Origin of the sequence: Nocardioides donggukensis, assembly GCF_014842875.1 — a bacterium.
Lineage (GTDB): Bacteria > Actinomycetota > Actinomycetes > Propionibacteriales > Nocardioidaceae > Nocardioides > Nocardioides donggukensis.
The window spans coordinates 199,259-223,452 of sequence record NZ_JACYXZ010000001.1 but is presented as its reverse complement, the minus strand read 5'-3'; the positions used below and the strand labels follow the sequence as shown (position 1 = coordinate 223,452).

Here is a 24,194-nt window from a genome sequence, read left to right as displayed (position 1 = left end):
AGCCCCGCGGCCGTCCCCGCGGCGTTGCGCTTGCCGCCGCGCCACCTTCCGAGAGCGACGTCGGAACGCCGGACAGTCACCGACCATCCCACTAGCCGCGTGAGCAGGGTCGACCGCGGCGATTTGCGACCTGGCCAAGGGCGACAGCGAGCACAGGAGGATGATCCCGGCCCTCCGAACTCGCGAAAGAAACGTAGGGCTCATCGAAGGAACTAGAAGCCCCAGACGCAATTAATAACACAATAAAGTTCACTTTGATATCTTATATACCGGCATGATAGATTGTGTCGCATGGAATCTGACGTCGTTGCCGCAAGCGTGCACGTGGCCACGCTCAGCAAGATCTTCAAGCCATCGGCTCCAACAGACGACCGCCAACTGTTCCGAGGCCGGGCCCAGCAACTGAGCAGCCTCGTGTCGGCCATGCAGGAAGAAGGCCAGCACGCCATCGTGTTCGGCGAGCGTGGAGTGGGTAAGACTTCGCTCGCGTACATGGGCATGGCCATCTTTGGCATCCAGGCTCCAGACGGCATCCGCCTACGCCTCACCTGTGGAGCCGAGGACGACTTCAGCACTGTGTGGCAGAAGTTGGTGCCTCGTCTTCAGCAGTTCTTAGACACCACAGACGATGAGGTCCGCGCGAGCCTCGCCGGGACGATCGACCGCATCGAGGACATGTTCATGGATGCGCCCACGCCCGAGAGTGTTGGCCGCGCCCTTCACCTCCTCGCATCCCGCGCCCCGCTCCTCGTGGTGGTGGACGAGTTCGATCGCATCAACGGCTACGCACACGGCGACGCGTTCGCCGATCTCGTCAAGCAGATCTCAGACGACCTGGTCGAATGCACCGTCTGCCTCGTCGGGGTGGCAGACGATGTTTCCGGCCTCATCGCAGGCCACGCCTCGGTCGACCGGTCGTTACGTCAGATCGCGATGCCCCGCATGACACAGGATGAGTTGTCCGAGATCGTTACCCGCGGCTTCCAGGCGTTCGGGGAGAGGTCCGGGTACACCCTGGACATCGACGCAAGCGCCGTAAGCGCGATCGCGAACCTGTCTCAAGGCTTCCCCTATTACACGCACCTTCTGGCCAGTTCCGTCGGCAAGCGGTCGATCTACGCGAATGAACACGTCATCACCTTCGAGCAGGTGTTCGATGCCCTCATGCAGGCGAAGGACGACGCCGAGCCAAGTATCAAGGAGAATTACTACAAGGCCACGATTGCCGCGCGAAGCGACGCCACGTTCGACAAGACCATTCTCGCGTGCGCCATGGCGGTGCCCGATCACTTGGGCCACTTCACCGCGTCTGACGTGCGGCCGCCCCTGGAGGAGTTGCTCGGGGTGCCGCGACGGAACTCTGACTTCAACGCACACCTGAAGAGGTTCAGTAGCGAACCGCCGTACATCTTGGAGTCAACTTCGGTTACTCGAACACCTAGGTACAGGTTCCGCAATCCCCTCATGAAGCCTTTCGTGCTCATGCAAGGGTTTGCTTCCGGTCTGCTGAGCCAAGACCGACTGAGCCTGCGGGACTCTAACGAGCCCACCAACCAGGGCTAAGTCGTCACGGCTCGTGAGATGTTCCCAATTGGTCGCGGGGAAACCGGTCCCAACCGGGATCGCATCACTGCAGGTGAGCGAGGTTTCGCAACTACCCCTCCACGCGATCCAACCAGGGAAGCCCCCGGCCCCGGCCGGGGGCTTCGCGCGTTCCGTGCCCTCTCCGCGCTCGGCTACCGTTTCCCGGGTGAGCGACTTCGCCGGCTTCCCCCCAGCCGCCCTCGACTTCTACGACGACCTCGAGGTCGACAACACCAAGTCCTTCTGGGAGGCCCACAAGCACGTCTACCGGGAGTCGGTCCTGGCGCCGATGACCGCGCTGACCTCCGCGCTGGCCGACGAGTTCGGGCCGGCGAAGGTGTTCCGGCCCTACCGGGACGTGCGGTTCGCCAAGGACAAGACGCCGTACAAGACACACCAGGGCGCGTTCGTCGCCGCCGGCCCGTCGACCGGCTGGTACGTCGAGGTCTCGCCGCGCGGGGTCCGCACCGGCGCCGGCTTCTACGAGGCGACCGGCCCCCGGCTGGCGGCGGTCCGGGAGGCGATCGACGACGAGCGCACCGGGCGAGCGCTCGAGCGAGTGCTCGCCACGCTCCGCCGGGGCGGCTGGGAGGTGGGCGGGGACCGACTCAAGACCAGCCCCCGCGGCTACCCGGCCGACCACCCCCGGATCGAGCTGCTGCGGCACCGCTCCCTCACGGTGGGCCGCTCGCACGGCTTCGAGCCGGTGATCCACACCCCCGAGCTGCTCGACGTCGTCCGGGCGGACTGGCGCGAGCTCCGCCCGCTCGTGTCCTGGATCAGCGAGCGCACCGACCGCTGACCCGTCGCGTGCCCCGCCGACCCGTCGCTTGTGTCGGGCTCAGCACCGCCGACCCGTCGCTTGTGTCGGGCTCGGTCAGATGCGGGGCACCGGTCACCGACCCGAGCCGACCCGTTCGCCGGTGGTTCACCGGGCCGACGACTGCCGCTGAGACGCTCCCGGCATGGGACGTCGCATCGCACTGCTGCACGTGGGCCCGCGGGCGCCGCACCGCCCGCTCGCCGACCACCACGAGCTCCTCGCCCGCGCCGGCTGCCTCACGCCCACCGACGGCACCGCCGTGGAGACGGCGGCGGTCGAGATGCTCCGCCGGCACCGGGAGGCCGGCCTGCGCCGTCGCGACGTCGAGGGCGCCTGGGCCGGGCTCTGCCGTCGGGCGCACCGGGCCGGGCGCGACACCGTGCTCAGCCAGCCGCGCTTCGCCGAGGCGACCGAGGAGCAGGCGGCCCTGATCCTCGACGCCCTCGCCGGCTTCGAGGTGCACCTCGTCCTCACGACGTACGCCGACTCCGCACCGGTCGCGGGCCCGCTCGAGACCTGGGCGCCTCTGCTGCCGGCCGGGCGGGTGCACGTGCGTCGCCTGGAGGAGGGAGCCGGCTCGGTCGACCTGGCCGAGCAGCTGGCCGGGGTCGTGCTCACCGTCCGGCGCCGCCGACTCGAGCGCAGGAACCCGGTCGTCACGCGCCTGCGCCGGTGGGTGGCCCCGCGCGAGCAACGCGACCTGCTCGTCGCCTCCTGAGGAGGAGCCGGCCGGTCAGTGCGACTGCCAAGCGTCCTCGTCGGCGGTCCGGGCGGTCACCGCGTCGGGGAGCGCCCGCCCGGCGAGGTCGGCGATGCTGACCTGCTCGAAGACGTCGCGCAGCGAGTGCCGGGCCGCGATCCACACGTGCTGCAGCACATCGGCGCGGTCGTTGTAGGTGACCGCCTCCGGCCGCAGCCCGTAGACCGAGACCAGCGGCCCGTCCACCGCGCGGATGACGTCGGCGACGGTGACCCGTGTCGCCTCCCCGGCGAGCCGCCAGCCCCCGGCCTGCCCGCGCTGCGACACCAGGATCCCGGCCCGCCGCAGGTCGGCCAGGATCGCCTGCAGGAAGCCGTGCGGGATCTCCTGCAGTCGGCCGATCTCCTCCGCGCTCACCGGACGGCCGTCGGAGCGGCCGGCGATCTCGATGAGCGCGCGGAGGGCGTAGTCGGACTTCGCGGAGACGCGCATGGTGCCCAGTCTCCCAGAGTTCTGCACCAGGTCACCTTGTTCACTGCACTTCGCCCACGACGGCGGGCCGGGAGCGACGCTCACGCCACGAGCACCGGCTCCCGGTCGGCCACGGCCCGCACCCCACGCTCCTGGCGTACCGCCCACACGATGCCGGCGACCCAGAGGACGAACAGGCCCAGGCAGAGCATCCCGACGGTGGCGCCGTCGGCGCCGAGGGAGTCGGCGACGGTCCGCGCGTTGGTCAGCACGATCAGCCCGCCCGCGGCGACGCCGAGGATCCGGGCCGGCATGATCCGCACCAGCCAGGCCGCGACCGGGGCGGCCAGCACGCCGCCGACGAGCAGCGCGACGACGTAGCCCCACTCGATGCCGGCCGACCCCAGGGCCAGCAGGAAGCCGAGCGAGCCTCCGACCGCCACGACGAACTCCGAGGTGTCGATGGACCCGACCACCTTGCGCGGCTCCAGTCGGCCGGAGGAGAGCAGCGACGTGGTGCCGACCGGACCCCAGCCGCCCCCGCCGATCGCGTCGAGCGCTCCGCCGAACAGTCCCATCGGCGCCAGGAAGCCGACCGACGGCCTGCCCCGGAACTGCGGTCGGCGGCCACCGAGCGCGAGGAAGCGCCAGATCACGTAGCCGCCGAGCCCGAGCAGCAGGCCCGCCACCCAGGGCTTGGCAGCGTCACCGTCCAGCCCGACCAGGAACGTGGCGCCGGCGAAGGCGCCCACGAAGCCCGGCACCGCGAGGATGCCCACGGTCCGCCAGTCGACGTTGCCGAACCGGCTGTGCGCCACCCCCGAGACCAGCGAGGTGCCGATCTCGGAGAAGTGCACGGCCGCCGAGGCCGCGGCCGGCGCTACCCCGGCCGCGAGCAGCAGCGTCGAGGAGGTGACGCCGTACGCCATCCCGAGGGAGCCGTCGATGAGCTGGGCCAGCAGCCCGACGACACCGAGCACGATCAGCTTGCGCATGAGGAGCGCCTTTCTCTTCAATGTCTACCAATGTAGTTTTATTACTGGCTTAGTGGACATCGGATCAGCGCCGACGTCAACTCCGACCCGCCGCCGCGTGACGGCGATCACGCCCGGACGCGCGTTCTGCGTCACTTCCCGGGGTCTGCTCCTTGCGGTCGGCGTCCCGACGTAGGATGATTTTGTTACCGACCAGTAGCCGGGCACCGATGACGGCCTGCTGGACCGCGAAGAAGGACCGGATCCCGCGCCGGGACCGGTGCCCCGAAACAGCGAAAAGGGTGGGTCCGTGAGCCACTACAAGAGCAATCTGCGCGACATCGAGTTCAACCTCTTCGAGGTGCTCGGCCGGGACGACGTCCTGGGCCAGGGCCCCTTCGGCGAGGTCGACGGCGAGACCGCGCGCTACATCCTCGGCGAGGTCGACCGGCTGGCCCGCGAGGACCTGGCCGCCTCCTACGAGGACAGCGACCGCAACCCCCCGGTCTTCGACCCCGAGACCAGCACGGCACCGATCCCCGAGTCGTTCAAGAAGAGCTACCAGACCTGGATGGACGCCGAGTACTGGCGGCTCCAGATCACCGAGGACCTCGGCGGCACCCCCGCCCCGTCGTCGCTGAACTGGGCGATCGGCGAGCTGGTGCTCGGGTCCAACGCACCGATCCACATGTACGCCGCGGGCGCGCCCTTCGCGGGCGTCGTGCACCGCAACGGCAACGAGCGGGACAAGCGCATCGCGCAGTTCATGGTCGACCGCCAGTGGGGCTGCACGATGGTGCTGACCGAGCCCGACGCCGGCTCCGACGTCGGCGCCGGCCGGGCCAAGGCCACGATGAACGACGACGGCACCTGGAACGTCGAGGGCGTCAAGCGGTTCATCACCTCGGCCGAGCACGACATGTCCGAGAACATCATCCACCTCGTCCTGGCCCGCCCGGTCGGCGTCGAGGGCGTCGGCGGCCCGGGCACCAAGGGCCTGTCGCTGTTCATCGTGCCGAAGTTCGACTTCGACCTCGAGACCGGCGACCTCACCGGCGAGCGCAACGGCGTCTACGTCACCAACGTCGAGCACAAGATGGGCCTCAAGGTCTCGAACACCTGCGAGCTGACCCTCGGCGAGAAGGAGCCGGCGAAGGGCTGGCTGCTGGGCGAGGTGCACGAGGGCATCGCCCAGATGTTCCAGGTGATCGAGAACGCCCGGATGATGGTCGGCACGAAGGCCATCGCCACCCTCTCCACCGGCTACCTCAACGCGCTCGACTACGCCAAGCAGCGGGTGCAGGGCGCCGACCTCACCGAGGCCGCGGACAAGACCGCCCCGCGGGTCACGATCACCCACCACCCCGACGTCCGCCGGTCGCTGATGACCCAGAAGTCGTACGCCGAGGCGATGCGCGCGCTGGTCCTCTACACCGCGAGCTGGCAGGACAAGGTGCAGATCGCCGAGCACACCGGCGAGCGGGACGAGCTGGCCGAGAAGGTCAACGACCTGCTGCTGCCGATCGTCAAGGGCTACGGCTCGGAGCGGTCCTGGGTGCTGCTGGGCACCGAGTCGCTGCAGACCTTCGGCGGCTCCGGCTTCCTGCAGGAGTACCCGGTCGAGCAGTACGTGCGCGACGCCAAGATCGACACCCTCTACGAGGGCACCACCGCGATCCAGGGCCAGGACCTGTTCTTCCGCAAGATCGTGAAGGACCAGGCCACCGCACTGGGGCACGTCGCCGGCGAGATCGAGGCCTTCATCAAGTCCGAGGCCGGCAACGGCCGACTGAAGGTCGAGCGCGAGCTGCTCGCCACCGCCCTCGAGGACGGCAACGCGATCGTCGGCGAGCTGATCAACCAGCTCATGAGCGCCGACGCCAGCGCCGAGGGCGGCGACCTGCGCAACATCTACAAGGTCGGGCTGAACACCAGCCGCCTGCTCATGGTGCTCGGTGACATCGTCTGCGCGTGGCTGCTGCTGCGTCAGGCCGAGGTCGCCCTGGGCAAGCTCGCCGGCGACGCCGGGAAGGACCAGTCGTTCTACGAGGGCAAGGTCGCCGCGGCGCAGTTCTTCGCGCGCAACGTGCTGCCGAGGATCGCCGCCGAGCGGGCCATCGCCGAGGCGACCGACCTCTCGCTGATGGATCTCCCCGAAGACGCCTTCTGAGCGCCACCCCCGAGGGTGATTGACAAGACGTGCCCGCCGGTCGACGGTGTGCACAACGTCCGCAACGCTAAGGAGTGCTCACATGGGCATCGGTATCGGAATCGTGCTGCTCGTCATCGGTCTGATCTTCGCGACCGGCGCGATCGACTTGCCGGCAAGCGTGGATGACGCGATCGCGGCCGAGACGCTGGGCTGGATCTTCATCGTGGTCGGGGTGCTGGCGATCGTGCTGGCCCTGGTCATGAACCAGCAGCGCACCCGCAGCACCACCGTGGTCGACGACCGTCGGCCGCCGCCGCCCGCCTGAGGCGCAGCACAGGCGAACCGCACCCGACGGCCGGCGTACCGCAGGTACGCCGGCCGTCGTGCGTCCCGGTGGCCTCAGGTGACCCCGCCCAGCGGCAGCACCAGCTCGGCCGAGCCGTCCGTGGCCACCCGGACCGGGATCCCCCAGTCCTGCTGGTGCATCCGGCAGGCGGCGCCCTCGCCACCGCCCTCGTCGCACGTGGCCGCCCGGGCCGCGACGTGCAGCACGCCCTCGCCGACGGCGGGGTCCAGGACCAGCTCCCGGCCCAGCTCGACCCCCCGCCCGTCGCCTCCGCGCAGCAGCGCCGGTGGCGTCGCGGTGACCACCAGCTGGGCGGACGGACCGAAGCGGTCGTCCACCGTCTGCCCGGGCGGCGGCGTGAACGGCACCGTCAGCGTGAGCCCCGCCGCCACCTCCGTCACCGGGCGCTGGGTGGCGGCCGCGAAGCCGTCCGCGGCCTGCTCCCCCGCGGCGCCGTCCAGCCGGGTCACCCGGTGCCCGGTCGACTCCACCGCGTGCACCTCGCCGTCGAAGGACACCAGCCCGGACGGTTCGCCCAGCCCGGTCGCCATCGTCGAGAGCAGCCCGGTCGCGGCGTCGTAGCGGCGGACCGCGCCGTTGTAGGTGTCGGCGACCGCGACCCCCGCTCCGTCGGGCAGGAGGAGGACGCCGAGCGGGTGCTGCAGGCGGGCCCGCTCCCGGTCCCCGTCGCGGAAGCCGAAGTCGAACAGGCCGTGGCCGACCACGGTGGTCACCGCCAACGCGCCGTCCGGCCCGGGGGCGAGGTGGCGCAGGGAGGAGGTCTCGCTGTCGACCAGCCACAGCCGGTCGCCGTCCGGCGCGAGCCCGCCGGTCTGGGCGAACCACGCCTCGGCCAGCGGCCCGTCGACCAGCCCCTCGTGGCCGGTGCCGGCGGCGACCTCGACGACCCCGGTCTCCGGGTCGAAGGTCCAGAGCTGGTGGACGCCGGCCATCGCCACCCAGACCCGGTCCCGCCACCAGGTGACCGCCCACGGGCTGGAGAGCCGGGCCCCCTCGTCCCGGCCGGGGTCGGCCATCGCCTGTCGGCCGTCCCCGGCCAGGGTGCTCAGCCGACCGGAGGCGAGGTGCAGCCCGCGGAGCGCGTGGTTGACGGTGTCGGCGACCACGACGTCGTAGCCGACCCGGGCGGCCACGGCGTCGGGCAGCAGGCACAGGCCGTTCGGCTCGTTGAGCGACTCGGGCCCCAGGCCCCGCTCCCCGGACCCGTACCGGCGCACGACCCGACCCCCGGCCAGCTCCACCAGCTGGTGGTGGCCGGCGTCGGCGACCAGGAGGCTCCCACCCGGCAGCGCCACGGCGTCGGCCGGGAACCGCAGGTCGGTCTGCTCCGGCTCGGGCGGCACGTACGGCGAGTCCCCGGGCTGGAGGGTCCCCCGCTCCCGGTGCACGGCGGTGAGCTCCTCCAGCAGCGCGTCGATCGCGTGGGCGTGGCCCTCGCCGGCGTAGTGCGCCACGACGTACCCCTCGGGGTCCACCAGCACGAGCGTCGGCCAGGCCCGGGCGGCGTACGCCTGCCAGGTGTCCAGGTCGGGGTCGTCCAGCACCGGGTGGGTGACGCCGTACCGCTCGACGGCCGCCGCCAGCGCGTCGGCGTCCGCCTCGTGCACGAACTTCGGGGAGTGCACGCCGACCACGACCAGCGCGTCGGCGTGCTTCTCCTCGACCCAGCGCAGCTCGTCGAGCACGTGCAGGCAGTTGATGCAGCAGAAGGTCCAGAAGTCGAGCAGCACGAACCGGCCGCGCAGCTCGCGCAGGGACAGCGGGCCGGCGGTGTTGAGCCAGCCGCGTCCCTGGAGCTCGGGGGCGCGGACGCGGGGTCGGGTGCTCACGTCGACATTCTCCCCGGAGGCGGCACGCCGACCCACGCGGGGCGCGCTACCTCGTGACGCTGCCGGTGAGCGTCCGGAGCGCGGTCTGCAGGCTCGCCAGCTCGGCGTCGTCGAGGCCCATGGCCTCCTTCATGCCGCAGTGGATCCTCGTGGCGTGGACCCGCAGCGCGTCGCCGCTGGGCGTCAGGGCGATCTCCACGAACCGCTCGTCGCTGCTCAGCCGGCGCCGGGTGATCAACCCGTGGGTCTCCATCCGACGCAGCAACGGGGTCAGCGTGGCGTGGTCGAGCCGGAGGAGGTCGGCGAGCGTCCGGACCCGGCAGGTGCCCTCGTCCCAGAGCACGATCAGGACGAGGTACTGCGGGAAGGTCAGGCCGAGCTCGCTGAGCACCGGGCGGTAGGCGCCGGTCACCGCTCGCGACGCGGCGTACAGGTCGAAGCACACCTGATCGGTAAGCGGTGGTGTCTGAGTTTCGGCCATATCCCGAATTCTGCCACGAGCAATGATAGTTTGCGCACAAGATACTCGCGCATGACCTATTGCCGCCTGCCCCGAAGGACGACCATGCCCGCTCGGCCGCCCGGGGACGCCCCGTCGGTTGCCAGTCGTCCGGTTGCCAGTCCGCCGGGTGCCAGTCATCGGCTGATCAGCCCGGTCGAGTCGCAGCTCGTGGCCTCGGGCGCGGGTGACACCTCGGCCTTCGCCGAGCTCTACGAGGACCTCGCCCCGCGCCTGCACGGACTCGTCCTGCGGATCCTGCGCGACGAGCACCAGGCCGAGGAGGTCACCCAGGAGGTGTTCCTCGAGATCTGGCAGACCTGCCACCGCTTCGATCCGGACCGCGGCACGGCCCTGTCGTGGCTGATGACCCTGGCGCACCATCGGGCGGTGGACCGCGTCCGCGGCTCCGAGGCGCGGCGCCGCCGTGACACCCGGGACGCCGAGCGGAGCCGACCGGCCGCGTTCGACCAGACCGCGGAGACGGCGCACGCGACCATCGACGCCCAGAGCGTCCACGCCGCCCTCGCCCGGCTCTCGCCGGTCCAGCGTGAGGCCCTCGAGCTCGCCTACTTCGGCGGGTACACCCACACCGAGGTCTCGCGGCTGCTCGAGCTCCCCCTCGGCACCGCCAAGACCCGCATCCGGGACGGGCTGCTGCGGTTGCGGGGCCTGCTGGCCACGATGGCCGTGGACCCGGCCTAGGTGTACCCGGCCGGCTCAGGCGCCGGGAACGACGCGCATGTCCCGCACGGCGCCGCCGTCCAGCGCGGCCAGCGCCGCCTGGTAGGCCGGGCTGTCGTGCGCGGCCCGGGCCGCCTCGACGGAGTCGAAGGCGATGACCACCGTTCGGGTCAGCTCACCGGCCTCGTAGGTCTGCTCGGGCAGACCTCGGACCAGGAAGGTGCCGCCGGCCCCCTCCAGGGCGGGGCCGGCCAGCGCCGCGTACGCCGCCACCTTGGCCTCGTCGACGATCTCGCGGTACTCGGTGATCCAGTAGGCAGTCATGACGCCATCCTGCCCGCCGTGGGCCGGTGCTGGCGCCGCTAGGGTGCAGCCCATGAACGAGGAGAGCACCGACGACGCCGACCGGCTCGCGGGGTACGTCGAGGTCTGGTGGCAGGCGGTCGACGACTTCACTGCCGTCCTGGAGGGCCTCCCCGCCGAGGAGTGGCACACGCACACCGACCTGCCGGGCTGGGACGTGCACGCGATCGTCGCGCACACCGCGCACCTCGAGGCGGTGCTCGCCGGCGCCCCGGAGGAGACCGTCGAGGTCGGGGAGCCCGAGCACGCCCGCGGCCTCATGGGCCTCTACACCGAGCAGGGCGTCGCCGCCCGACGCGACCGCACGCCCGACGAGCTGATCACCGAGCTCCGCGAGTCCGCGACCCGCCGCAAGACCGAGCTGCTCGCCGACCCGCCGCGGGACGCCTCCGCCTCCCCCGCCCGGACCTTCGGCGGCATGCCGTGGACGTGGGAGCGGCTCCTGCGCAACCGCCCGCTCGACATCTGGATGCACGAGCAGGACGTACGCCGCGCGGTCGGCCGCCCCGGCGGCCTGGACAGCGCACCGGCCCGGCACACGGCCGACTACCTGCTCGAGAGCCTGGGCATGGTCGTGGGCAAGCGGGTCGGACCGCCGGCCGGCAGCACGGTCGTGCTCGACGTCGCCGGCAGCACGCCGTACGCCGTCCGCGTCGGCGACGACGGCCGGGCGACACCGGTGCCGCCGCCCACGGGGCCGACCGTGCTCATCTCCCTCTCCCGGGAGGACTTCATCGTGCTCGCCGGGGGCCGACGGGCCCCGCGGCAGGTGCGGCTGGAGGGCGACGAGGAGCTCGGCCGCCGGGTCGTCGACGCGCTGGCGGTGACGCCGTGAGCACGGCCTGGCACCCCGACGACATCCCCGACCTCACCGGCCGGACCTGCCTGGTGACCGGCGCGACCAGCGGCATCGGCCGCTGGACGGCGCTGGAGCTGGCCCGGCACGGCGCCCGGGTGGTGCTGGCCGCCCGCTCGGAGGACAAGCTGGCCGCCACGGCCGCCGCGATCACCCAGGAGGTGCCCGGTGCCGACCTGGACTCGCTCCTGGTCGACCTCTCCGACCTCTCCTCGGTGCGCCGCGCCGGGGCGACCGCGACCCGGGTCGGCCCGATCCACCTGCTCGTGAACAACGCCGGGGTGATGGCCACCCCCGAGCAGCGCACCGGCGACGGCCTCGACCTGCAGATGGCCACGAACCACTTCGGCCCGTTCCTGCTCACCGGGCTGCTGCTGCCACAGCTCGTCGCGTCCGAGGACGCGCGGGTGGTCAGCGTCTCCTCGAACGCGCACCGGATGGCGCGGACGGCCCCGGTCGGCGACCCGCGCACCTCGAAGGGCCGGTACCGCCGCTGGCAGGTCTACGGCCAGTCCAAGCTGGCGAACCTGCTGTTCACCCACGAATTGGACCGACGCGCCCGGGCCGAGGACCTGCCGGTCACGGCGCTGGCCGCGCACCCCGGCTACACCGCCACCCACCTGCTCTCCTCCGGGCGGACCACGAAGCAGTCCGGCTCGGCGAAGGCCATCCTCGACGCCGCGATGCGGGCCACCGCCCAGTCGCCCCAGATGGGCGCGCTGCCGACCCTGATGGCGGCCACCGCCGACCTGCCGGGGTCGACGTACTGCGGGCCGAGCGGGCTCGGCGAGGTGCGGGGCCTCCCGCGCGTGGTGACCGCCTCACAGCTGGCCCGCAGCCCCCGCGCTCAGAAGGCGCTCTGGGACCTCAGTGAGGAGGTCGTCGGCCTCCGCTGGCCGTGAGCCCGAGTCCAGCGGGTCGGACCCCGACGGCCGTGGGTCAGGAGACCGGGGCCAGGGGGTGGATGGCGACCTCGCCGCCGAGGTGGTCCGCGGCGGCCGCGAACGCCGCACCGACGTGCGGGGTGGCCATGTGCGCGTCGAGAGCCTCCTGGCCGGACCAGCGCTCCACGGTCACGAACGTGCCCGGCGCCGCGGCCGACTCGTAGAGGTCGTAGGAGAGGCAACCCTCCTCATCACGGGTCGCCGCGACCAGCGTCGTGAGGGCCTCTCGGATCACCGCCTCCGATCCCGACCTCGCAGGGATGGTGGCGACGACGTGCAGCTGGCTCATGGGAGGCCTCTCGGTGGACGGACCTCCACCGTAGGCGGCACGTCAACGGGATCGGTTCGCGCCGCGTGCCGACTCCTCGTATCAGCGCGCCCCCTGTCCGCTCCTGTCCGGTGGAGCACCCGTGGTCGGCGCGGGTGCGCACGAGAGGACGTGGACGATGGTCGCGGACGAGGGCCTTCGGGAGTTGCGGGCGGTCCCCCTGCCGGGGATCTCGCGGCACAGCGGCAGGGTCCTCGGCGACCTGCTCGCTGCACAGCGCCAGGCCGCGCGGGACGCCGACTGGCCGGCCCTGCTCGGAACCTCGCTGACCCTGCTGGGTGCGGGACAGGGGCACGCCGTGGCCGTGCGAGCCGTGCGCTCCAGCGACGGCACGCTGGCCGAGGACGCGCTGACGGGGGTCGGCGAGGTCCTCGACGGGCTCCGTCAGCTGGCCGCGCGACCCGACCACGAGGCCCAGGCCGAGGGGATCCGTGCGCTGCTCCAGGAGAGCGACGCGGGTCTGGCCGCGCGCGCCGCGCCACTGCTGGACCAGGTGGCGGCCGGCGCCGTGGACCCGTCGGCGTTCGAGGAGGGCGAGCGGCTCGCCGACCTGCTGGGGCAGGCCCCCGGCACCGACGTCGAGGCCGGCCTCTGCGTGGCCGCGGTGACTCGAGGCCTCCTCGGCGTGGTCCACGGCACCCTGAACACCACTCGACCCACGGACCCCGACCCGGCGGGGGCCGAGCGTCGGCTGGCGACGCTGCGCTCGATCGTCGACCGCGTGGACGGCGCCCTCACCACCGCCGAGCGCTCGCTGTTCGACGCGTGTGCCGGAGGCGAGCGTGACGAGATCGCCGCCGCGGCAGTGGCGCTGGCGCGCCGGGCGCAGGACCTGCTGGTTCACTTCGCGGCCGCGCAGGCCGAGGGAGCGGCGCTCGCCCGGACGCTGCGGTCGGCGGGCCGCAACGCCGACGCGGAGCGGGTCGGCCGGGCTCTGGCCCGCGGCGGGCGACTCGTACGCCGCGCCGTCGCCGACGCCGCAGTCGGCACCCGACTCGACCTGGACCTCGCCCTGCGGGTGCTCCCGCCCGCCGTGGCCGACCTGACGGACACCGCGGGGCTCGCCTTCGCCGCGGCACTGCCGGACGGGCGCAACACCGAGATCGCCCACCTCGGCCCCGACGACGACGGCGACCTCGTCGAGGTCGCCGGGTTCGTGACCGCGGCGAGCGCCGCCCGCGAGCCGGACGGCAAGCTGGTCGGCCGGGTCACGCTCCTCGACCCCTCGAGCGGCAGCAGCGTGGAGCTCTCGCTGCTGTTCGTGCATCCCGCGCACGCGGGGCTCACCCTGGACGGCTACGCCGTCGCCCACGGCAGGTACCGATCCGCCTCGGAGCGGCTGGACGGAGGTCCCGGGGTCGAGGTCGATGTGCTCGCCCCGACCGCCCTGTCCCGGGAGTCGTGGCAGGCCCGGTTGTGGTTCTCCGCGACACCCTGGCTGCACCCGTGGCGCGGGCGCCTGCACCTCGACTGGTCCCTCGGCACCCACTCCGCCGGCCCGGACGACTTCGAGGACGCGACCCGCGGGGCCGCCGAGCTGATCCTCACCCCCTTCACCCGAACGGAGAACCTGTGATGGCTGCCTGTGACGCCCTCGCCGAGGAGGCCGAGGAGGCCCGCGAGCGGGCCGAGGAGGCCGCCGCCGAGACCAAGGACGAGCTGCAGGAGGCCCGCACCGACACGCTGCAGGCGATCTCCGTGTGCGGGGCGGCTGCCGGGGGCTTCGCCGCCGGGGTGGCCGCCGGACTGGCCGCCGCTCCCGCCTGCGTGTCCTCGGCGTGGGAGGCGGTGACCTCGTGGTGCGACGCCCGCGACTCCGCGCGCGGCACCGGCGCTGCCGCCGAGCAGGCGGCCGCCGCCCAAGCGGCGTACCTCGCGTGCCTCAACGACCACAAGCGCGGCTGACGCCGCAGGCGTGGGGTCACCGTGGCGCGCTTCGTCTACAACCTCTCACCGGACACGTTCACCGAGGAGACACTGGCCGCCACGCACCCGTTCGGCTACCTGCTGGCCCCGAACAACGCCACCCCGCAGCTGGCGGGGCTGGCCGCGCAGGTCCGCGGCCGGGGGCTGCCGCTGATGGCCGACAACGGCAACTTCGCGCTCATCGGCCAGGTCGCCTCGGCGCTGCGGGGACGGGCGACCATAATGCGCGCGCGGTTGCGCGAGGTGGAGGACCGCCTCGGCCGGTCGGTGCGGCCCGGCGACCTCCCGGACGACCTCACCCGTGACTACCTCGCGCTGTCGGTCGCGGCCCGCGAGGAGGCCCGACGCCTCGCCGGCGACGGGGAGAGGGGTCTGCCGGACCAGCTCGGGCTGGACCCCACGATCCTGATCGGCGTCGAGGACATCACCCCCGCCTGCTGGCTGGCGCTCGACCTCGAGCGCGCCTACACGGGGCGACGACGGCGGGACTGGGCCCGCCTCAACGCCGGCACGGCGCGTCGGGCCGCCGCCCGGCTGCCCGACCTCCCCGCCGGGCTGCGGGAGTCCTACTACCCGGTCGCCTCCGCGGAGTCCTACGACACGGCGGTCGACGCCGGGCGGATCTTCGGGGAGCACGGCCTCTCCCGGGTCGCGGCCGGCTTCGGCGCCTACATGGCCGACGGCAACTACACCGACCACGTCCGGGTCGCCGGTCGCCGGATCGACTTCGGGGGCAGGCTGCCGAACCGCTACACCCGCACCGTGCTGGCCGCCCGCGGCCTGCACCACGGCTACCGGGCCGCCACCGGCCGGCCCATGGCCGGGCTGCACCACCTCGGCCTCGGCGCACCGATCATGCTGCCGCTGGTCGCCCTCGCCGCAGATCCGACGACGGAGCTGACCTTCGACGCGACCAGCCCGATCAAGGACGCGCTGCGCGACGGGGTCCTGTACGTGACCACCCCGTCGTACCTCAAGATCCGGCTCCGCCGCAGCGCCGCCTGGCTGGGGGCGGACCCGACCCGGCGGTGGGACTGCCCGTGCCCGTTCTGCCGAGCCTTCGTGCTCCGGTTCCCCTTCGACTACGCCGCGGGCCACGCCTTCCACCTGGCGCACCCGGACCACGAGCCCGACGCGGCGGATCTGCGCCCGGGCGGGGGCCTGTTCGAGGCGTACCCGCTCTTCTCGGAGCCTCCGGGCGGGGAGCGCCGGGACGCCGTCGACCACGCCCGGGTCGGGCACAACCACTGGGCCCTCGAGCAGGTCCTGGCCGGGATCCGGGACGCCGCCACGGCCGGGGAGCTCGAGGCACACGTACGCCGCGTGGTCGCCGACTACACGCCGACCACGTCAGCGCCGTTCGCCCGGGCGGTCGAGCAGGGGCTGGCGTTCGCCACCATGTCGGCCCCTTGAGCCGTGGGCCGTGGTGGATGAGCCACGAGCCCCGTACTCCGCCGGTTGCCCCGCGAGCCCCCGCCGGTTGAGCCGCGAGCCCCGTGGCCGCCGGTTGAGCCGCGAGCCCCACACTCCGCCGGTTGAGCCGCGAGCCCCGCGAGCGAGTCGAAACCCACCACCGCCGGTCGCCCCGCGAGCCCCCGCCGGTTGAGCCGCGAGCCCCGCGAGCGAGTCGAAACCCGTTGTGCATAAGGGGTTCCCGATCGCATCCGACTGTCAGTGGCTTCCCCTAGCGTGGTCTCTATGAAGACGACGACCGCCCCGGAGACCGACACCGCTGACGCGGTGCTGGCGTCGGCGCGGGATCTTCGCCGGACCGCCGACCGAGCCGAGGCCGGGCTGCTGGTGCAGGCCTGCCGCTGGGCGGACCTGCACCCGCCGGAGGGCATCGCCCCGGCGGCGACGATGTCGTGTCGGTTGTTCGGGGACACCGGGCTGCCGGTGGCCGGCGTGGGGGCGCCGGAGGTGGCGGAGTTCTGCGTGGCGGAGTTCGCCTCCGCGGTCGGGCTGGGCACCGAGGCCGGGAAGGCGCTGATCGGGGAGGCACTGGAGCTGCGGCACCGGCTCCCCAACCTCTGGGGCCGGGTCCAGGCCGAGGATCTGCCGGCGTGGAAGGCGCGTCGGGTGGCGGCGGCCACGGTCCCCCTCTCGGCCGAGGCGGCGTCGTTCGTGGACGTGGCGGTCACCCCGGTGGCGCACAAGGTGAGCCGGGGGCAGGTGGACCGGCTGGTCTCGGAGGCGATCGGGCGATGTGACCCCGAGCTGGCGCAGGAGCGGGCGGACCGGGCGGTCGCGGGCCGGTACTTCGACGTCACCCATCAGCAGGTCTCCTTCGACGGCACCAGTCAGGTGCACGGGATCCTGGACCTGGCCGATGCGCTGGACCTGGATGCCGCGGTCACCCACGGCGCCGCGGTCCTGAAGGCACTGGGGTCGACCGAGCCGGTGGAGGCGCGGCGGGCGACCGCGGTCGGCGAACTCGCCCGCAGACAGCTCGCCCTGGACCTCAATCCGACTCGGGATGTCACCGGCGACACGGCTGCCGACGATCGCGACACCCACGACGGCGCTGACGGCGACGACGGCGAAGCGTCCGGTCGCTCCCCCAGCACCGGCAGCGACGGCACACCCGTACTGGCCGACCCCATGCGTGCCGGCCGGGCAGGTGCGGGATTGAAGCCGCGGCAGGCGGTGCTCTACGTGCACCTGGCCGCGGACGCGATCACCGGCACCCACACCACCGGCGGCGGCCGCGGCGGCGACGGTCGCGACGGGGTGGTGGGGCGGTGCGAGCAGACCCGGTCCCCGGTCACCGGGGACCAGGTCCGGGCCTGGTTGGCCCACCCCGACGCGCAGGTGGTCGTGAAGCCGGTCCTGGACCACGACGGCCTGGTGCCGGTCGACGCCTACGAGGTGCCGGCCCGGATGGCCGAGGCGGTCCGGCTCCGGGACGGGACGTGCGTGTTCCCGTGGTGCACCCGACCGGCGAGGTCGTGCGATGCCGACCACGTGCGGCCCTACGACCCCGACGGCCCGCCGGGCCAGACCGCGGTGAGCAAGCTCGGCGCGCTGTGCCGGCGACACCACCGGCTCAAGACCCACGGCGCCTGGACCTGTGTCAGCCCCGAGGCGGGGGTGTTCGAGTGGACCTCACCGCACGGGCTGAGGTTCCTCCGCGATCGCACCGGCACGGTGGACATCACCGACCGCCCGCTCGGCGACCCGCCCGAGCGATGAGGACCACGCCCCTCACCCCACCCTGGGCAGCATCGGGTGGGGGCAGCGGCATGCCCGGGGCTGGAGCAAGGGCGTCGCGGCCACGGGCAGAACTACGTGCAGCGCCCGCCCCCGAAGGCGGTGGCGGCCAGTCCGCCCGGCGGCTGTACGTCGTTGTGCACGCGCACCAGAGCACCGCGTGGTTTCGAGACGCTCGCTGGCGCTCGCTCCTCAACCACCGAGGGCGAGGCGCTGGCTCCTCAACCACCGATGGCGCGGCGCTCGCTCCTCAACCACCGAGGGCGAGGCGCTGGCTCCTCAACCACCGATGGCGCGGCGCTCGCTCCTCAACCACCGAGGGCGCGGCGCTGGCCCCTCAACCACCGATAATGAGGCGCTCGCTCCTCAACCACCGATACCGCGACGCTGGCCCCTCAACCACCGAGGGCGAGGCGCGCTCGACCCTGGATCGGCGGGACTCAGATGTGGCGTCGGGACTGCACGACCCGGAACCGACTCGCGACGTAGGCGCCGTCGGTGTACGACGCGTTCGCGGCCGGGTTGGCCCCGGTGCCGTGGAAGTCGGAGAAGGCGGCCGACTGGTTGACGAAGACCGCGCCGTGCAGGTTCTCACTCAGCGCGACCCCGGCGTCGAGCGCCGCCTCGCGCATCCGCTGCACCACCTCGTCGGAGGTCGAGTAGACCGCGGCGGTCATCGCCCCGCGACGCTGGACGGTGTCGCGGAAGAGGTCGATCGACTCGTCGGTGCCATCGGTGGAGATCAGGAACCCGACCGGCCCGAAGCACTCGCTCTCGTAGACCTCCGCGTCGGCGGCGGTGAGTCCCACCAGGGTCGGGGTGCGGACGGTGGCGTCGTCGTACGCCGGGTGCGTGACCTCGCGCGAGGGCACCAGCACCTCGCCCTTGGAGGGGGCCTCCGCGAGCCGCTCGAGTACCCCGGAGTTCACGACCCCGCCGAGCAGCTCGACGGCGCGGGCGTCGTCGCCGAGCAGCTTCTCGAACGCTGCGCCGATGCCCTGCGCCACCTCGGCCGGGGACTTGGTGCCGTCCTCGGTTCGGATGCCCGACGCGGGCAGGTAGACGTTCTGCGGAGCGGTGCACATCTGGCCGCTGTACAGCGCGAATGAGAAGGCGAGGTTGCCGCACATGGCACGGAAGGAGTCGGTCGAGTCGACCACCACCGTGTTGACGCCGGCCTTCTCGGTGAAGACGATCGCCTGGCGGGCGTTCTCCTCGAGCCAGTCGCCGAAGGCGTTGCCGCCGGTGTAGTCGACGAGCCGGATCTGCGGGTGCACCGCCAGCGTGGAGGCCAGCCTGTCGTCGGGCGCCTCGGCGGCCAGCGTGACCAGCCGGGGGTCGAAGCCGGCCTCGGCGAGCACCTCCTGGCAGACCTGCACGGTGATCGCGAGCGGCAGGACCGCCTGCGGGTGCGGCTTGACCACGACCGGGTTGCCCGTCACCAGGCTCGCGAACAGGCCGGGCCAGGAGTTCCAGGTCGGGAACGTGTTGCAGCCGATGACCAGCGCGGTGCCGCGCGGCACGACGGTGAAGGTCTTCTCCATGCGCAGCGGCTCGGCACCCGGCTTGGGGCCGGGCTTCTCCCACACCGCGGTCGCCGGCGTGCGGGTCATCTCCGTGTGGGCGTAGGCGATCGCTTCCAGGGCCCGGTCCAGGGCGTGCGCGCCGCCGGCCTGGAAGGCCATCACGAACGCCTGGCCGCTGGTGTGCTGCACCGCGTTGGCGAGCTCGAAGACCCGGCCGTGCAGCCGGTCGAGGATCTCGAGGCAGACGCCCGTGCGCCCGTCCGGCCCGGCGTCGCGCCAGGCCCGCGCACCCGCCGACACCCCCTCCAGCAGGGCGTCGACGTCGTGGGCCCGGGGGTAGCGCACCCCGAGCTCGAAGCCGTACGGCGAGGTCTCGGTCGCCACGTCGCCCTCGGCGCCGGGCGTCGTCAGCGGGAACGCGGTGCCGAGGTGCGCCTCGAACGCGGCCTTGCCCTCGGCGGCAGCGCCCTCGCCGTACACGCGCGGGGACGGCGACTCGTCGAACGCCGAGAACCAGGTCCGCCCCGCGGAGGCGGCCTTCGCGCCGTCGAGGCGGTCGCGGTGCCGGTCGAGGAACGAGGCGGCCGGGGGGACATCGGTCTGTGACACCATGATGCAACTCTGGCACAGATGTGTCACATCACCAATCCCCCGGGACCCCCGACCGCACCCGGTCGTCCCCGCGGCCTCCGGCGACGTTCGACGAACTCTGGTCATGCCGTGCGCGTCGGCGTAGTGTGACCGGTGGTTGGGAGGTCAGCCGGCGGCAGTCAGCCGCGACCGGCTCATCACCGCGAGGACACCTCCCGATGCGCGACGAGGCCCAGCACCTCTCAGGCCATCTCTTCGGCCGCACTCCCGGTCCCGACACCGGTTGAGACGATCCTTCCTCACCAGTGGCGGCGGACGCACCTGCCACCGGGGGGATCGGGGGACCAGGAGCCCGGCCTCACGCAGGCCGGGCTCCTGCTGCGCCCCGGCGCGTTGACGTGGTCCCGACGAGCCCCCGTGGGACCGGTGCGCGGCGCCCGCCGCTCAGCCCCGGGGAGCGCCCGCGCCGCCGCGGCCCGAGCCCGGTCCACCCGTCTCGAACGGCGCCGACGGCGTCGGCGGCTCACCGCCGACCCGCCGCACGATCTCGGCGGCCACCGCCCGCAGCTTGCGGTTGTGCGACTGGGAGTGGTGCCGCAGCGCCTCGAACGCCGCCCGGGCCGGGATCCGCTGCTCGGCCATCAGGATCCCGACCGCCTGGTCGATCAGGGTCCGCGACAGCAGGGCCTGGTGGAGCTGGGCCGTGAGGTCCTGCTGCTCGGCGAACCGGATCCGCGTCGTCAGCGCCGCGCAGGCCTGGGCGGCGAACGCGTCGGCGCGCTGCCGCTCGGGCCCGTCGAAGGCGTGCGCGCGACCGTAGTGGTAGAGGTTCATCGCCCCCATGGACCGGCCGTCCACCAGCAACGGGAGGCTCAGTGAGGAGCGCACACCCTGCGCCACCGCCGCCTCGCGGTAGACCTCCCACCGCCGGTCCGTGCGCTGGTCGACCACCTCCACGACGCGTCCGCTGCCCATCGCCTCCAGGCAGGGCCCCTCCCCCGCGCCGTACTGGTGCTCGTCGATGAGGCTGGCTCGCTCGTCACTGGACGCGACCGTGATCGGCTCGCCGTCGTGCCGGACGGTGATCCCGCACGACGCGTGCGGCTCCACGGCCGTCGCCGCCAGCGCGGCGAGGCCGCCGAGGAACTCCTCCATCTGCGGGGTCCCGAGCAGCAGTCCGTGCAGCGCACCGAGCGCCGCCACGAAGTCGTCGTCGATGCCGCTCATGCCACCAGCGCCCGTCCGGATCCCACCGACCATGGAGAACCGAAGACGACGCGGCCGAGGAGGGCCGGGTACGAGAAACCCGCGGCACCCTCGACGCTACTCCGGTGCTGGGCCGGCGTGTCAGAGTTGGCCCGTGATCGAGGAGACCCTGCGGCCCATCGAGGCCGACGACCGTGCGTTCGTGCTCGAGCTCAACCAGCGCAACGTCGAGGTGCTCTCCCCGTTGGACCCGGCCCGGCTCGACGCCCTCATCGGCCTCGCCGACCGGGCCGACGTCGTGGAGTACGACGGCCGCTCGGCCGGCTTCGTGCTGACCTTCGGGCCCGGCGTCGACTACGACTCCGACAACTACCGCTGGTTCAGCCGGGAGTACGGCCCGGACTTCTACTACCTCGACCGGATCGTGCTCGACGAGGAGTTCCGGCGCACCGGCATCGGGCGGGCCGTCTACGACGAGCTCGAGCGCCGCGCCGCGGCGTACTCCCGGATGGCGCTGGAGGTCAACCTCGAGCCCCCCAACGAGGGGTCGCTCGCCTTCCACCGCCGACGCGGCTACACCGAGGTCGGCCGGCTCGGCGGCGCCGGCAAGACGGTGGCGCTGATGACCCGCGAGCTCGCCGGACCGAGCTGAGCGGCGGCTCCGACCATGCGGCTCCTCGTGCTCGGCGGCTCGGCGTTCCTCTCCCGGGAGGTGGCCCGGCAGGCGGTCGAGCGCGGCCACCGGGTCACCTGCGCCTGCCGGGGCACCTCCGGCCCGCTGCCGGACGGGGTCCGGCACGTCGCCTGGGACCGCGACCAGCCACCGCCGCCCGACCTCGGGCAGGACCACGACGCGGTCATCGACGTAGCCCGGCACCCCTCACGGGTGCGGGCGGCGGTCGCCGCGCTGCCGGAGGCGCACTGGGTCTTCGTCTCCACGATCAGCGTGTACGCCGACAGCTCGGTCCCCGGCGGCACGCCGGACACGCTGCCGCTGCTCGACCCGGTCACCACCGACGAGGACCCGATGAGCTCGCCGGAGACCTACGGCGCGATGAAGGTCGCGTGCGAGCAGGCGGTCGCCGCCGGAGCGGCCTCGTCGCTGATCGCCCGGCCGGGCCTCATCGTCGGGCCGGGCGACCCCTCGGGCCGGTTCTCCTACTGGCCGGAACGGATCGCGGACGGCGGCGAGGTGCTGGCGCCCGGCTCGCCGGACGACGCCGTGCAGGTGGTCGACGTCCGCGACCTGGCGGCCTGGCTGGTCGACGGCGCCGAGCGGCGGCGTACCGGGACGCTCGACGCCGTCGGACCGGTCGGCTCCCGCGGCGCCGTCCTGGACGCGATCGCCACCGGGGTCGGCGTGCCGCTGCGGGCGACCTGGGTGCCGCAGGAGTTCCTCCTCGAGCAGCAGGTCGAGCCGTGGATGGGGCCGCGGTCCCTCCCGCTGTGGCTGCCCCTGCCGGAGCACGCCGGACTCATGGCGCACGACGCCTCGCCCGCCCGCGCCGCGGGTCTGACCACCCGGCCCGTCGAGGAGACCGCCCGGGACACGCTGGCGTGGCTGCGCGCCACCCCCGAGCCGCCCCGCACCGGTCTCACCCGCAGGGACGAGGCCGCTCTGCTCGCCGCCTGGCATAGCCTGCGCCAGTGACCGACCGCCTCTCCGCCGCCGACCTCATCGACCTCGTCCTCGACGAGGGCTCCTGGACCTCGTGGGACGTGCCGCCGCGACGCACGGGGATCAGCCCCGAGTACGCCGCCGAGCTGGCGGCGGCCGAGGCGCGCAGCGGCGTCGATGAGTCGGTGCTCAGCGGCGAGGGCCTGATGCGCGGCCGTCGGGTGGCGGTCGTGGTCTGCGAGTTCGGCTTCCTCGCCGGCTCGATCGGGCGCGACGCCGCCGACCGGCTGGTGGCCGCGGTCGAGCGCGCGACGGCGGAGGGCCTGCCGCTGCTGGCGGCCCCGACCAGCGGCGGCACCCGCATGCAGGAGGGCACGCCGGCCTTCGTGCAGATGGTCCGGATCAGCGGCGCCGTCGCCGCGCACAAGGCGGCCGGCCTGCCCTACCTCGTCTACCTGCGCAACCCCACCACCGGCGGGGTGATGGCGTCCTGGGGCTCGCTCGGCCAGGTCACGGTCGCCGAGCCGGGAGCGCTCACCGGCTTCCTCGGCCCCCGGGTCTACGAGGCGCTCTACGGGAGGGCCTTCCCGGACGGCGTGCAGACAGCTGAGAACCTCTACGCGCACGGGATCATCGATGCGGTGGTGCCGCCGGAGCAGATCGCCGACATCCTCGACCGGGCGCTGCGGATCCTGCTGGCACCCCGCACCGGGATCGCGCCCGTCGCCGAGTCCGTGACCCTGCCCGTCCCCGACGTGGACGCCTGGGACGTGGTCACCCGGTCCCGCAACCCCCAGCGCCCCGGCGTCCGACGCCTGCTCCGGTACGCCGCCTCCGACGTGGTCCCGCTCAACGGCACCGGCGAGGGCGAGTCGGACCCGGGGCTGCTGATCGCGCTCGCCCGGTTCGGGGATGCCCCGTGCGTGTTCCTCGGCCAGGACCGCCGCGGCCAGACCCCCGAGCACCCGATGGGGCCCGAGGCGCTGCGCGAGGCCCGCCGCGGGATGCGGCTGGCCTCCGAGCTCGGACTGCCGCTGGTCACGGTCATCGACACCCAGGGGGCGGCGCTCTCGGTGGAGGCCGAGGAGGGCGGGCTGGCCGGCGAGATCGCGCGCTGCCTCTCGGACCTGGTGACGCTGGACGCGCCGACCCTGTGCCTGATGCTCGGCGAGGGGAACGGCGGCGGCGCCCTGGCCCTGCTCCCGGCCGACCGGCTGGTCGCCGCCCAGCACGCCTGGCTGTCGCCACTGCCGCCGGAGGGGGCCAGTGCCATCGTGCACCGGGACACCGACCACGCGCCGGAGATGGCGCGGGCCCAGCTGGTGCGGGCGATCGACCTGCACGAGCGCGGCATCGTCGACCGGATCGTCGCCGAGCAGCCGGACGCGGCGGACGAGCCGGAGGAGTTCTGCCGGCGGATGGGCCGGGTCCTGGAGTTCGAGCTCGCGGCGCTGCTGTCCACGGGCCCGGGCCCGCTCGCCGAGCGCACCGCCCGCTACCTGTAGCCCCGTTGGCGGGGGGGGTCGCCCGAGGCCGCCACCCA

23 protein-coding genes are annotated in these 24,194 nt (G+C 73.2%); 15 read left to right on the top strand and 8 right to left on the bottom strand.

Annotation, left to right across the window (positions count from 1 at the left end; all coding sequences use genetic code 11):
• The first annotated feature begins 291 nt into the window (after nt 1-291).
• The 3 genes from IE331_RS01025 to IE331_RS01015 all read left to right on the top strand — a co-directional run bounded on the left by IE331_RS01025 (nt 292) and on the right by IE331_RS01015 (nt 3,125).
• Nucleotides 292-1,563, top strand: a complete 1,272-nt coding sequence (locus IE331_RS01025) for an ATP-binding protein (RefSeq protein WP_192139649.1) — start codon at nt 292-294, stop codon at nt 1,561-1,563.
• A 187-nt stretch (nt 1,564-1,750) separates the two neighbouring features.
• Complete coding sequence (locus IE331_RS01020) at nt 1,751-2,386, top strand: DUF2461 domain-containing protein (RefSeq protein WP_192139647.1); 636 nt, start codon at nt 1,751-1,753, stop codon at nt 2,384-2,386.
• A 163-nt stretch (nt 2,387-2,549) separates the two neighbouring features.
• A complete protein-coding gene (locus IE331_RS01015) occupies nt 2,550-3,125 on the top strand; it encodes a hypothetical protein (RefSeq protein WP_192139645.1) in 576 nt (191 codons plus the stop codon).
• A 15-nt stretch (nt 3,126-3,140) separates the two neighbouring features.
• Here the strand turns inward: IE331_RS01015 and IE331_RS01010 are convergent, their stop codons facing one another.
• Together IE331_RS01010 and IE331_RS01005 are read right to left on the bottom strand one after the other, a co-directional pair.
• Nucleotides 3,141-3,599 (bottom strand): RrF2 family transcriptional regulator, encoded by a 459-nt coding sequence (locus IE331_RS01010; RefSeq protein WP_192139643.1) that lies wholly within the window; start codon nt 3,597-3,599, stop codon nt 3,141-3,143.
• An 80-nt stretch (nt 3,600-3,679) separates the two neighbouring features.
• A complete protein-coding gene (locus IE331_RS01005; protein ID WP_192139641.1) occupies nt 3,680-4,573 on the bottom strand; it encodes a sulfite exporter TauE/SafE family protein in 894 nt (297 codons plus the stop codon).
• 289 nt (nt 4,574-4,862) lie between these two features.
• Between IE331_RS01005 and IE331_RS01000 the strand changes: the two genes are divergently transcribed.
• Together IE331_RS01000 and IE331_RS00995 are read left to right on the top strand one after the other, a co-directional pair.
• Nucleotides 4,863-6,722, top strand: a complete 1,860-nt coding sequence (locus IE331_RS01000) for an acyl-CoA dehydrogenase (protein WP_192139639.1) — start codon at nt 4,863-4,865, stop codon at nt 6,720-6,722.
• An 82-nt stretch (nt 6,723-6,804) separates the two neighbouring features.
• Complete coding sequence (locus IE331_RS00995) at nt 6,805-7,029, top strand: DUF6458 family protein (protein WP_192139637.1); 225 nt, start codon at nt 6,805-6,807, stop codon at nt 7,027-7,029.
• A gap of 74 nt (nt 7,030-7,103) precedes the next feature.
• Here the strand turns inward: IE331_RS00995 and IE331_RS00990 are convergent, their stop codons facing one another.
• Together IE331_RS00990 and IE331_RS00985 are read right to left on the bottom strand one after the other, a co-directional pair.
• Entirely contained in the window at nt 7,104-8,900 is a 1,797-nt protein-coding gene (locus IE331_RS00990) for an NHL domain-containing thioredoxin family protein (protein WP_192139635.1), read from the bottom strand.
• A 46-nt stretch (nt 8,901-8,946) separates the two neighbouring features.
• Nucleotides 8,947-9,381: a MarR family winged helix-turn-helix transcriptional regulator gene (locus tag IE331_RS00985; RefSeq protein ID WP_192139634.1), complete on the bottom strand. Its 435-nt coding sequence runs from the start codon at nt 9,379-9,381 to the stop codon at nt 8,947-8,949.
• A 189-nt stretch (nt 9,382-9,570) separates the two neighbouring features.
• Between IE331_RS00985 and sigK the strand changes: the two genes are divergently transcribed.
• A complete protein-coding gene (gene sigK / locus IE331_RS00980; protein WP_201930857.1) occupies nt 9,571-10,104 on the top strand; it encodes an ECF RNA polymerase sigma factor SigK in 534 nt (177 codons plus the stop codon).
• Nucleotides 10,105-10,119: 15 nt separating this feature from the next.
• On the opposite strand, the gene IE331_RS00975 is transcribed toward sigK, so the two are convergent.
• Complete coding sequence (locus IE331_RS00975; protein WP_192139630.1) at nt 10,120-10,407, bottom strand: DUF1330 domain-containing protein; 288 nt, start codon at nt 10,405-10,407, stop codon at nt 10,120-10,122.
• A 52-nt stretch (nt 10,408-10,459) separates the two neighbouring features.
• Between IE331_RS00975 and IE331_RS00970 the strand changes: the two genes are divergently transcribed.
• Nucleotides 10,460-11,281, top strand: coding sequence for a maleylpyruvate isomerase family mycothiol-dependent enzyme (locus IE331_RS00970; RefSeq protein ID WP_192139628.1), 822 nt, complete (start codon nt 10,460-10,462; stop codon nt 11,279-11,281).
• The gene (locus IE331_RS00965; protein WP_192139626.1) at nt 11,278-12,204 is read left to right on the top strand and encodes an oxidoreductase; all 927 of its coding nucleotides are present in this window, start codon (nt 11,278-11,280) and stop codon (nt 12,202-12,204) included. Before IE331_RS00970 ends, IE331_RS00965 begins: the two co-directional genes overlap by 4 nt.
• Before the next feature lie 37 nt (nt 12,205-12,241).
• Here the strand turns inward: IE331_RS00965 and IE331_RS00960 are convergent, their stop codons facing one another.
• Nucleotides 12,242-12,535 (bottom strand): putative quinol monooxygenase, encoded by a 294-nt coding sequence (locus IE331_RS00960; protein ID WP_192139624.1) that lies wholly within the window; start codon nt 12,533-12,535, stop codon nt 12,242-12,244.
• 157 nt (nt 12,536-12,692) lie between these two features.
• On the opposite strand from IE331_RS00960, the gene IE331_RS00955 reads away from it, so the two are divergent.
• The 4 genes from IE331_RS00955 (at nt 12,693) to IE331_RS00940 (ending at nt 17,692) form a co-directional block, all read left to right on the top strand.
• On the top strand, nt 12,693-14,150 hold the full coding sequence (locus IE331_RS00955; RefSeq protein ID WP_192139622.1) for a hypothetical protein: 1,458 nt from the start codon (nt 12,693-12,695) through the stop codon (nt 14,148-14,150).
• The gene (locus IE331_RS00950; protein ID WP_192139620.1) at nt 14,150-14,479 is read left to right on the top strand and encodes a hypothetical protein; all 330 of its coding nucleotides are present in this window, start codon (nt 14,150-14,152) and stop codon (nt 14,477-14,479) included. Before IE331_RS00955 ends, IE331_RS00950 begins: the two co-directional genes overlap by 1 nt.
• Before the next feature lie 21 nt (nt 14,480-14,500).
• Nucleotides 14,501-15,913, top strand: coding sequence for a hypothetical protein (locus IE331_RS00945; protein WP_192139618.1), 1,413 nt, complete (start codon nt 14,501-14,503; stop codon nt 15,911-15,913).
• Between the two features lie 285 nt (nt 15,914-16,198).
• The gene (locus IE331_RS00940; protein WP_192139616.1) at nt 16,199-17,692 is read left to right on the top strand and encodes an HNH endonuclease signature motif containing protein; all 1,494 of its coding nucleotides are present in this window, start codon (nt 16,199-16,201) and stop codon (nt 17,690-17,692) included.
• Nucleotides 17,693-18,150: 458 nt separating this feature from the next.
• Here the strand turns inward: IE331_RS00940 and paaN are convergent, their stop codons facing one another.
• Nucleotides 18,151-19,848 carry a phenylacetic acid degradation protein PaaN gene (gene paaN / locus IE331_RS00935; RefSeq protein WP_192139614.1) on the bottom strand — a complete coding sequence of 566 codons (1,698 nt, stop codon included), beginning with the start codon at nt 19,846-19,848 and terminating at the stop codon, nt 18,151-18,153.
• Between the two features lie 423 nt (nt 19,849-20,271).
• Nucleotides 20,272-21,054, bottom strand: a complete 783-nt coding sequence (locus IE331_RS00930) for a GAF and ANTAR domain-containing protein (protein WP_201930855.1) — start codon at nt 21,052-21,054, stop codon at nt 20,272-20,274.
• Between the two features lie 133 nt (nt 21,055-21,187).
• Here IE331_RS00930 and IE331_RS00925 point away from each other — a divergent pair, with 133 nt between their 5' ends.
• Genes IE331_RS00925 through IE331_RS00915 form a run of 3 tightly spaced genes read left to right on the top strand, consistent with a single transcriptional unit; the run spans nt 21,188 to nt 24,156 of the window.
• On the top strand, nt 21,188-21,685 hold the full coding sequence (locus IE331_RS00925; protein ID WP_192139612.1) for a GNAT family N-acetyltransferase: 498 nt from the start codon (nt 21,188-21,190) through the stop codon (nt 21,683-21,685).
• Between the two features lie 15 nt (nt 21,686-21,700).
• Nucleotides 21,701-22,684 (top strand): NAD-dependent epimerase/dehydratase family protein, encoded by a 984-nt coding sequence (locus tag IE331_RS00920; RefSeq protein WP_192139610.1) that lies wholly within the window; start codon nt 21,701-21,703, stop codon nt 22,682-22,684.
• Nucleotides 22,681-24,156, top strand: a complete 1,476-nt coding sequence (locus tag IE331_RS00915) for a carboxyl transferase domain-containing protein (RefSeq protein WP_192139608.1) — start codon at nt 22,681-22,683, stop codon at nt 24,154-24,156. Before IE331_RS00920 ends, IE331_RS00915 begins: the two co-directional genes overlap by 4 nt.
• Nucleotides 24,157-24,194 lie beyond the last annotated feature (38 nt).

What these genes read in the sequence shown, in the direction of transcription:
- IE331_RS01025 (WP_192139649.1), top strand. Translation starts at nt 292, where the DNA reads ATGGAATCTGACGTCGTTGCCGCAAGCGTGCACGTGGCCACGCTCAGC.
- IE331_RS01015 (WP_192139645.1), top strand. Translation starts at nt 2,550, where the DNA reads ATGGGACGTCGCATCGCACTGCTGCACGTGGGCCCGCGGGCGCCGCAC.
- IE331_RS01010 (WP_192139643.1), bottom strand. Translation starts at nt 3,599, where the DNA reads ATGCGCGTCTCCGCGAAGTCCGACTACGCCCTCCGCGCGCTCATCGAG.
- IE331_RS01005 (WP_192139641.1), bottom strand. Translation starts at nt 4,573, where the DNA reads ATGCGCAAGCTGATCGTGCTCGGTGTCGTCGGGCTGCTGGCCCAGCTC.
- IE331_RS00995 (WP_192139637.1), top strand. Translation starts at nt 6,805, where the DNA reads ATGGGCATCGGTATCGGAATCGTGCTGCTCGTCATCGGTCTGATCTTC.
- IE331_RS00985 (WP_192139634.1), bottom strand. Translation starts at nt 9,381, where the DNA reads ATGGCCGAAACTCAGACACCACCGCTTACCGATCAGGTGTGCTTCGAC.
- IE331_RS00975 (WP_192139630.1), bottom strand. Translation starts at nt 10,407, where the DNA reads ATGACTGCCTACTGGATCACCGAGTACCGCGAGATCGTCGACGAGGCC.
- IE331_RS00970 (WP_192139628.1), top strand. Translation starts at nt 10,460, where the DNA reads ATGAACGAGGAGAGCACCGACGACGCCGACCGGCTCGCGGGGTACGTC.
- IE331_RS00960 (WP_192139624.1), bottom strand. Translation starts at nt 12,535, where the DNA reads ATGAGCCAGCTGCACGTCGTCGCCACCATCCCTGCGAGGTCGGGATCG.
- IE331_RS00955 (WP_192139622.1), top strand. Translation starts at nt 12,693, where the DNA reads ATGGTCGCGGACGAGGGCCTTCGGGAGTTGCGGGCGGTCCCCCTGCCG.
- IE331_RS00950 (WP_192139620.1), top strand. Translation starts at nt 14,150, where the DNA reads ATGGCTGCCTGTGACGCCCTCGCCGAGGAGGCCGAGGAGGCCCGCGAG.
- IE331_RS00940 (WP_192139616.1), top strand. Translation starts at nt 16,199, where the DNA reads ATGAAGACGACGACCGCCCCGGAGACCGACACCGCTGACGCGGTGCTG.
- paaN (WP_192139614.1), bottom strand. Translation starts at nt 19,848, where the DNA reads ATGGTGTCACAGACCGATGTCCCCCCGGCCGCCTCGTTCCTCGACCGG.
- IE331_RS00930 (WP_201930855.1), bottom strand. Translation starts at nt 21,054, where the DNA reads ATGAGCGGCATCGACGACGACTTCGTGGCGGCGCTCGGTGCGCTGCAC.
- IE331_RS00920 (WP_192139610.1), top strand. Translation starts at nt 21,701, where the DNA reads ATGCGGCTCCTCGTGCTCGGCGGCTCGGCGTTCCTCTCCCGGGAGGTG.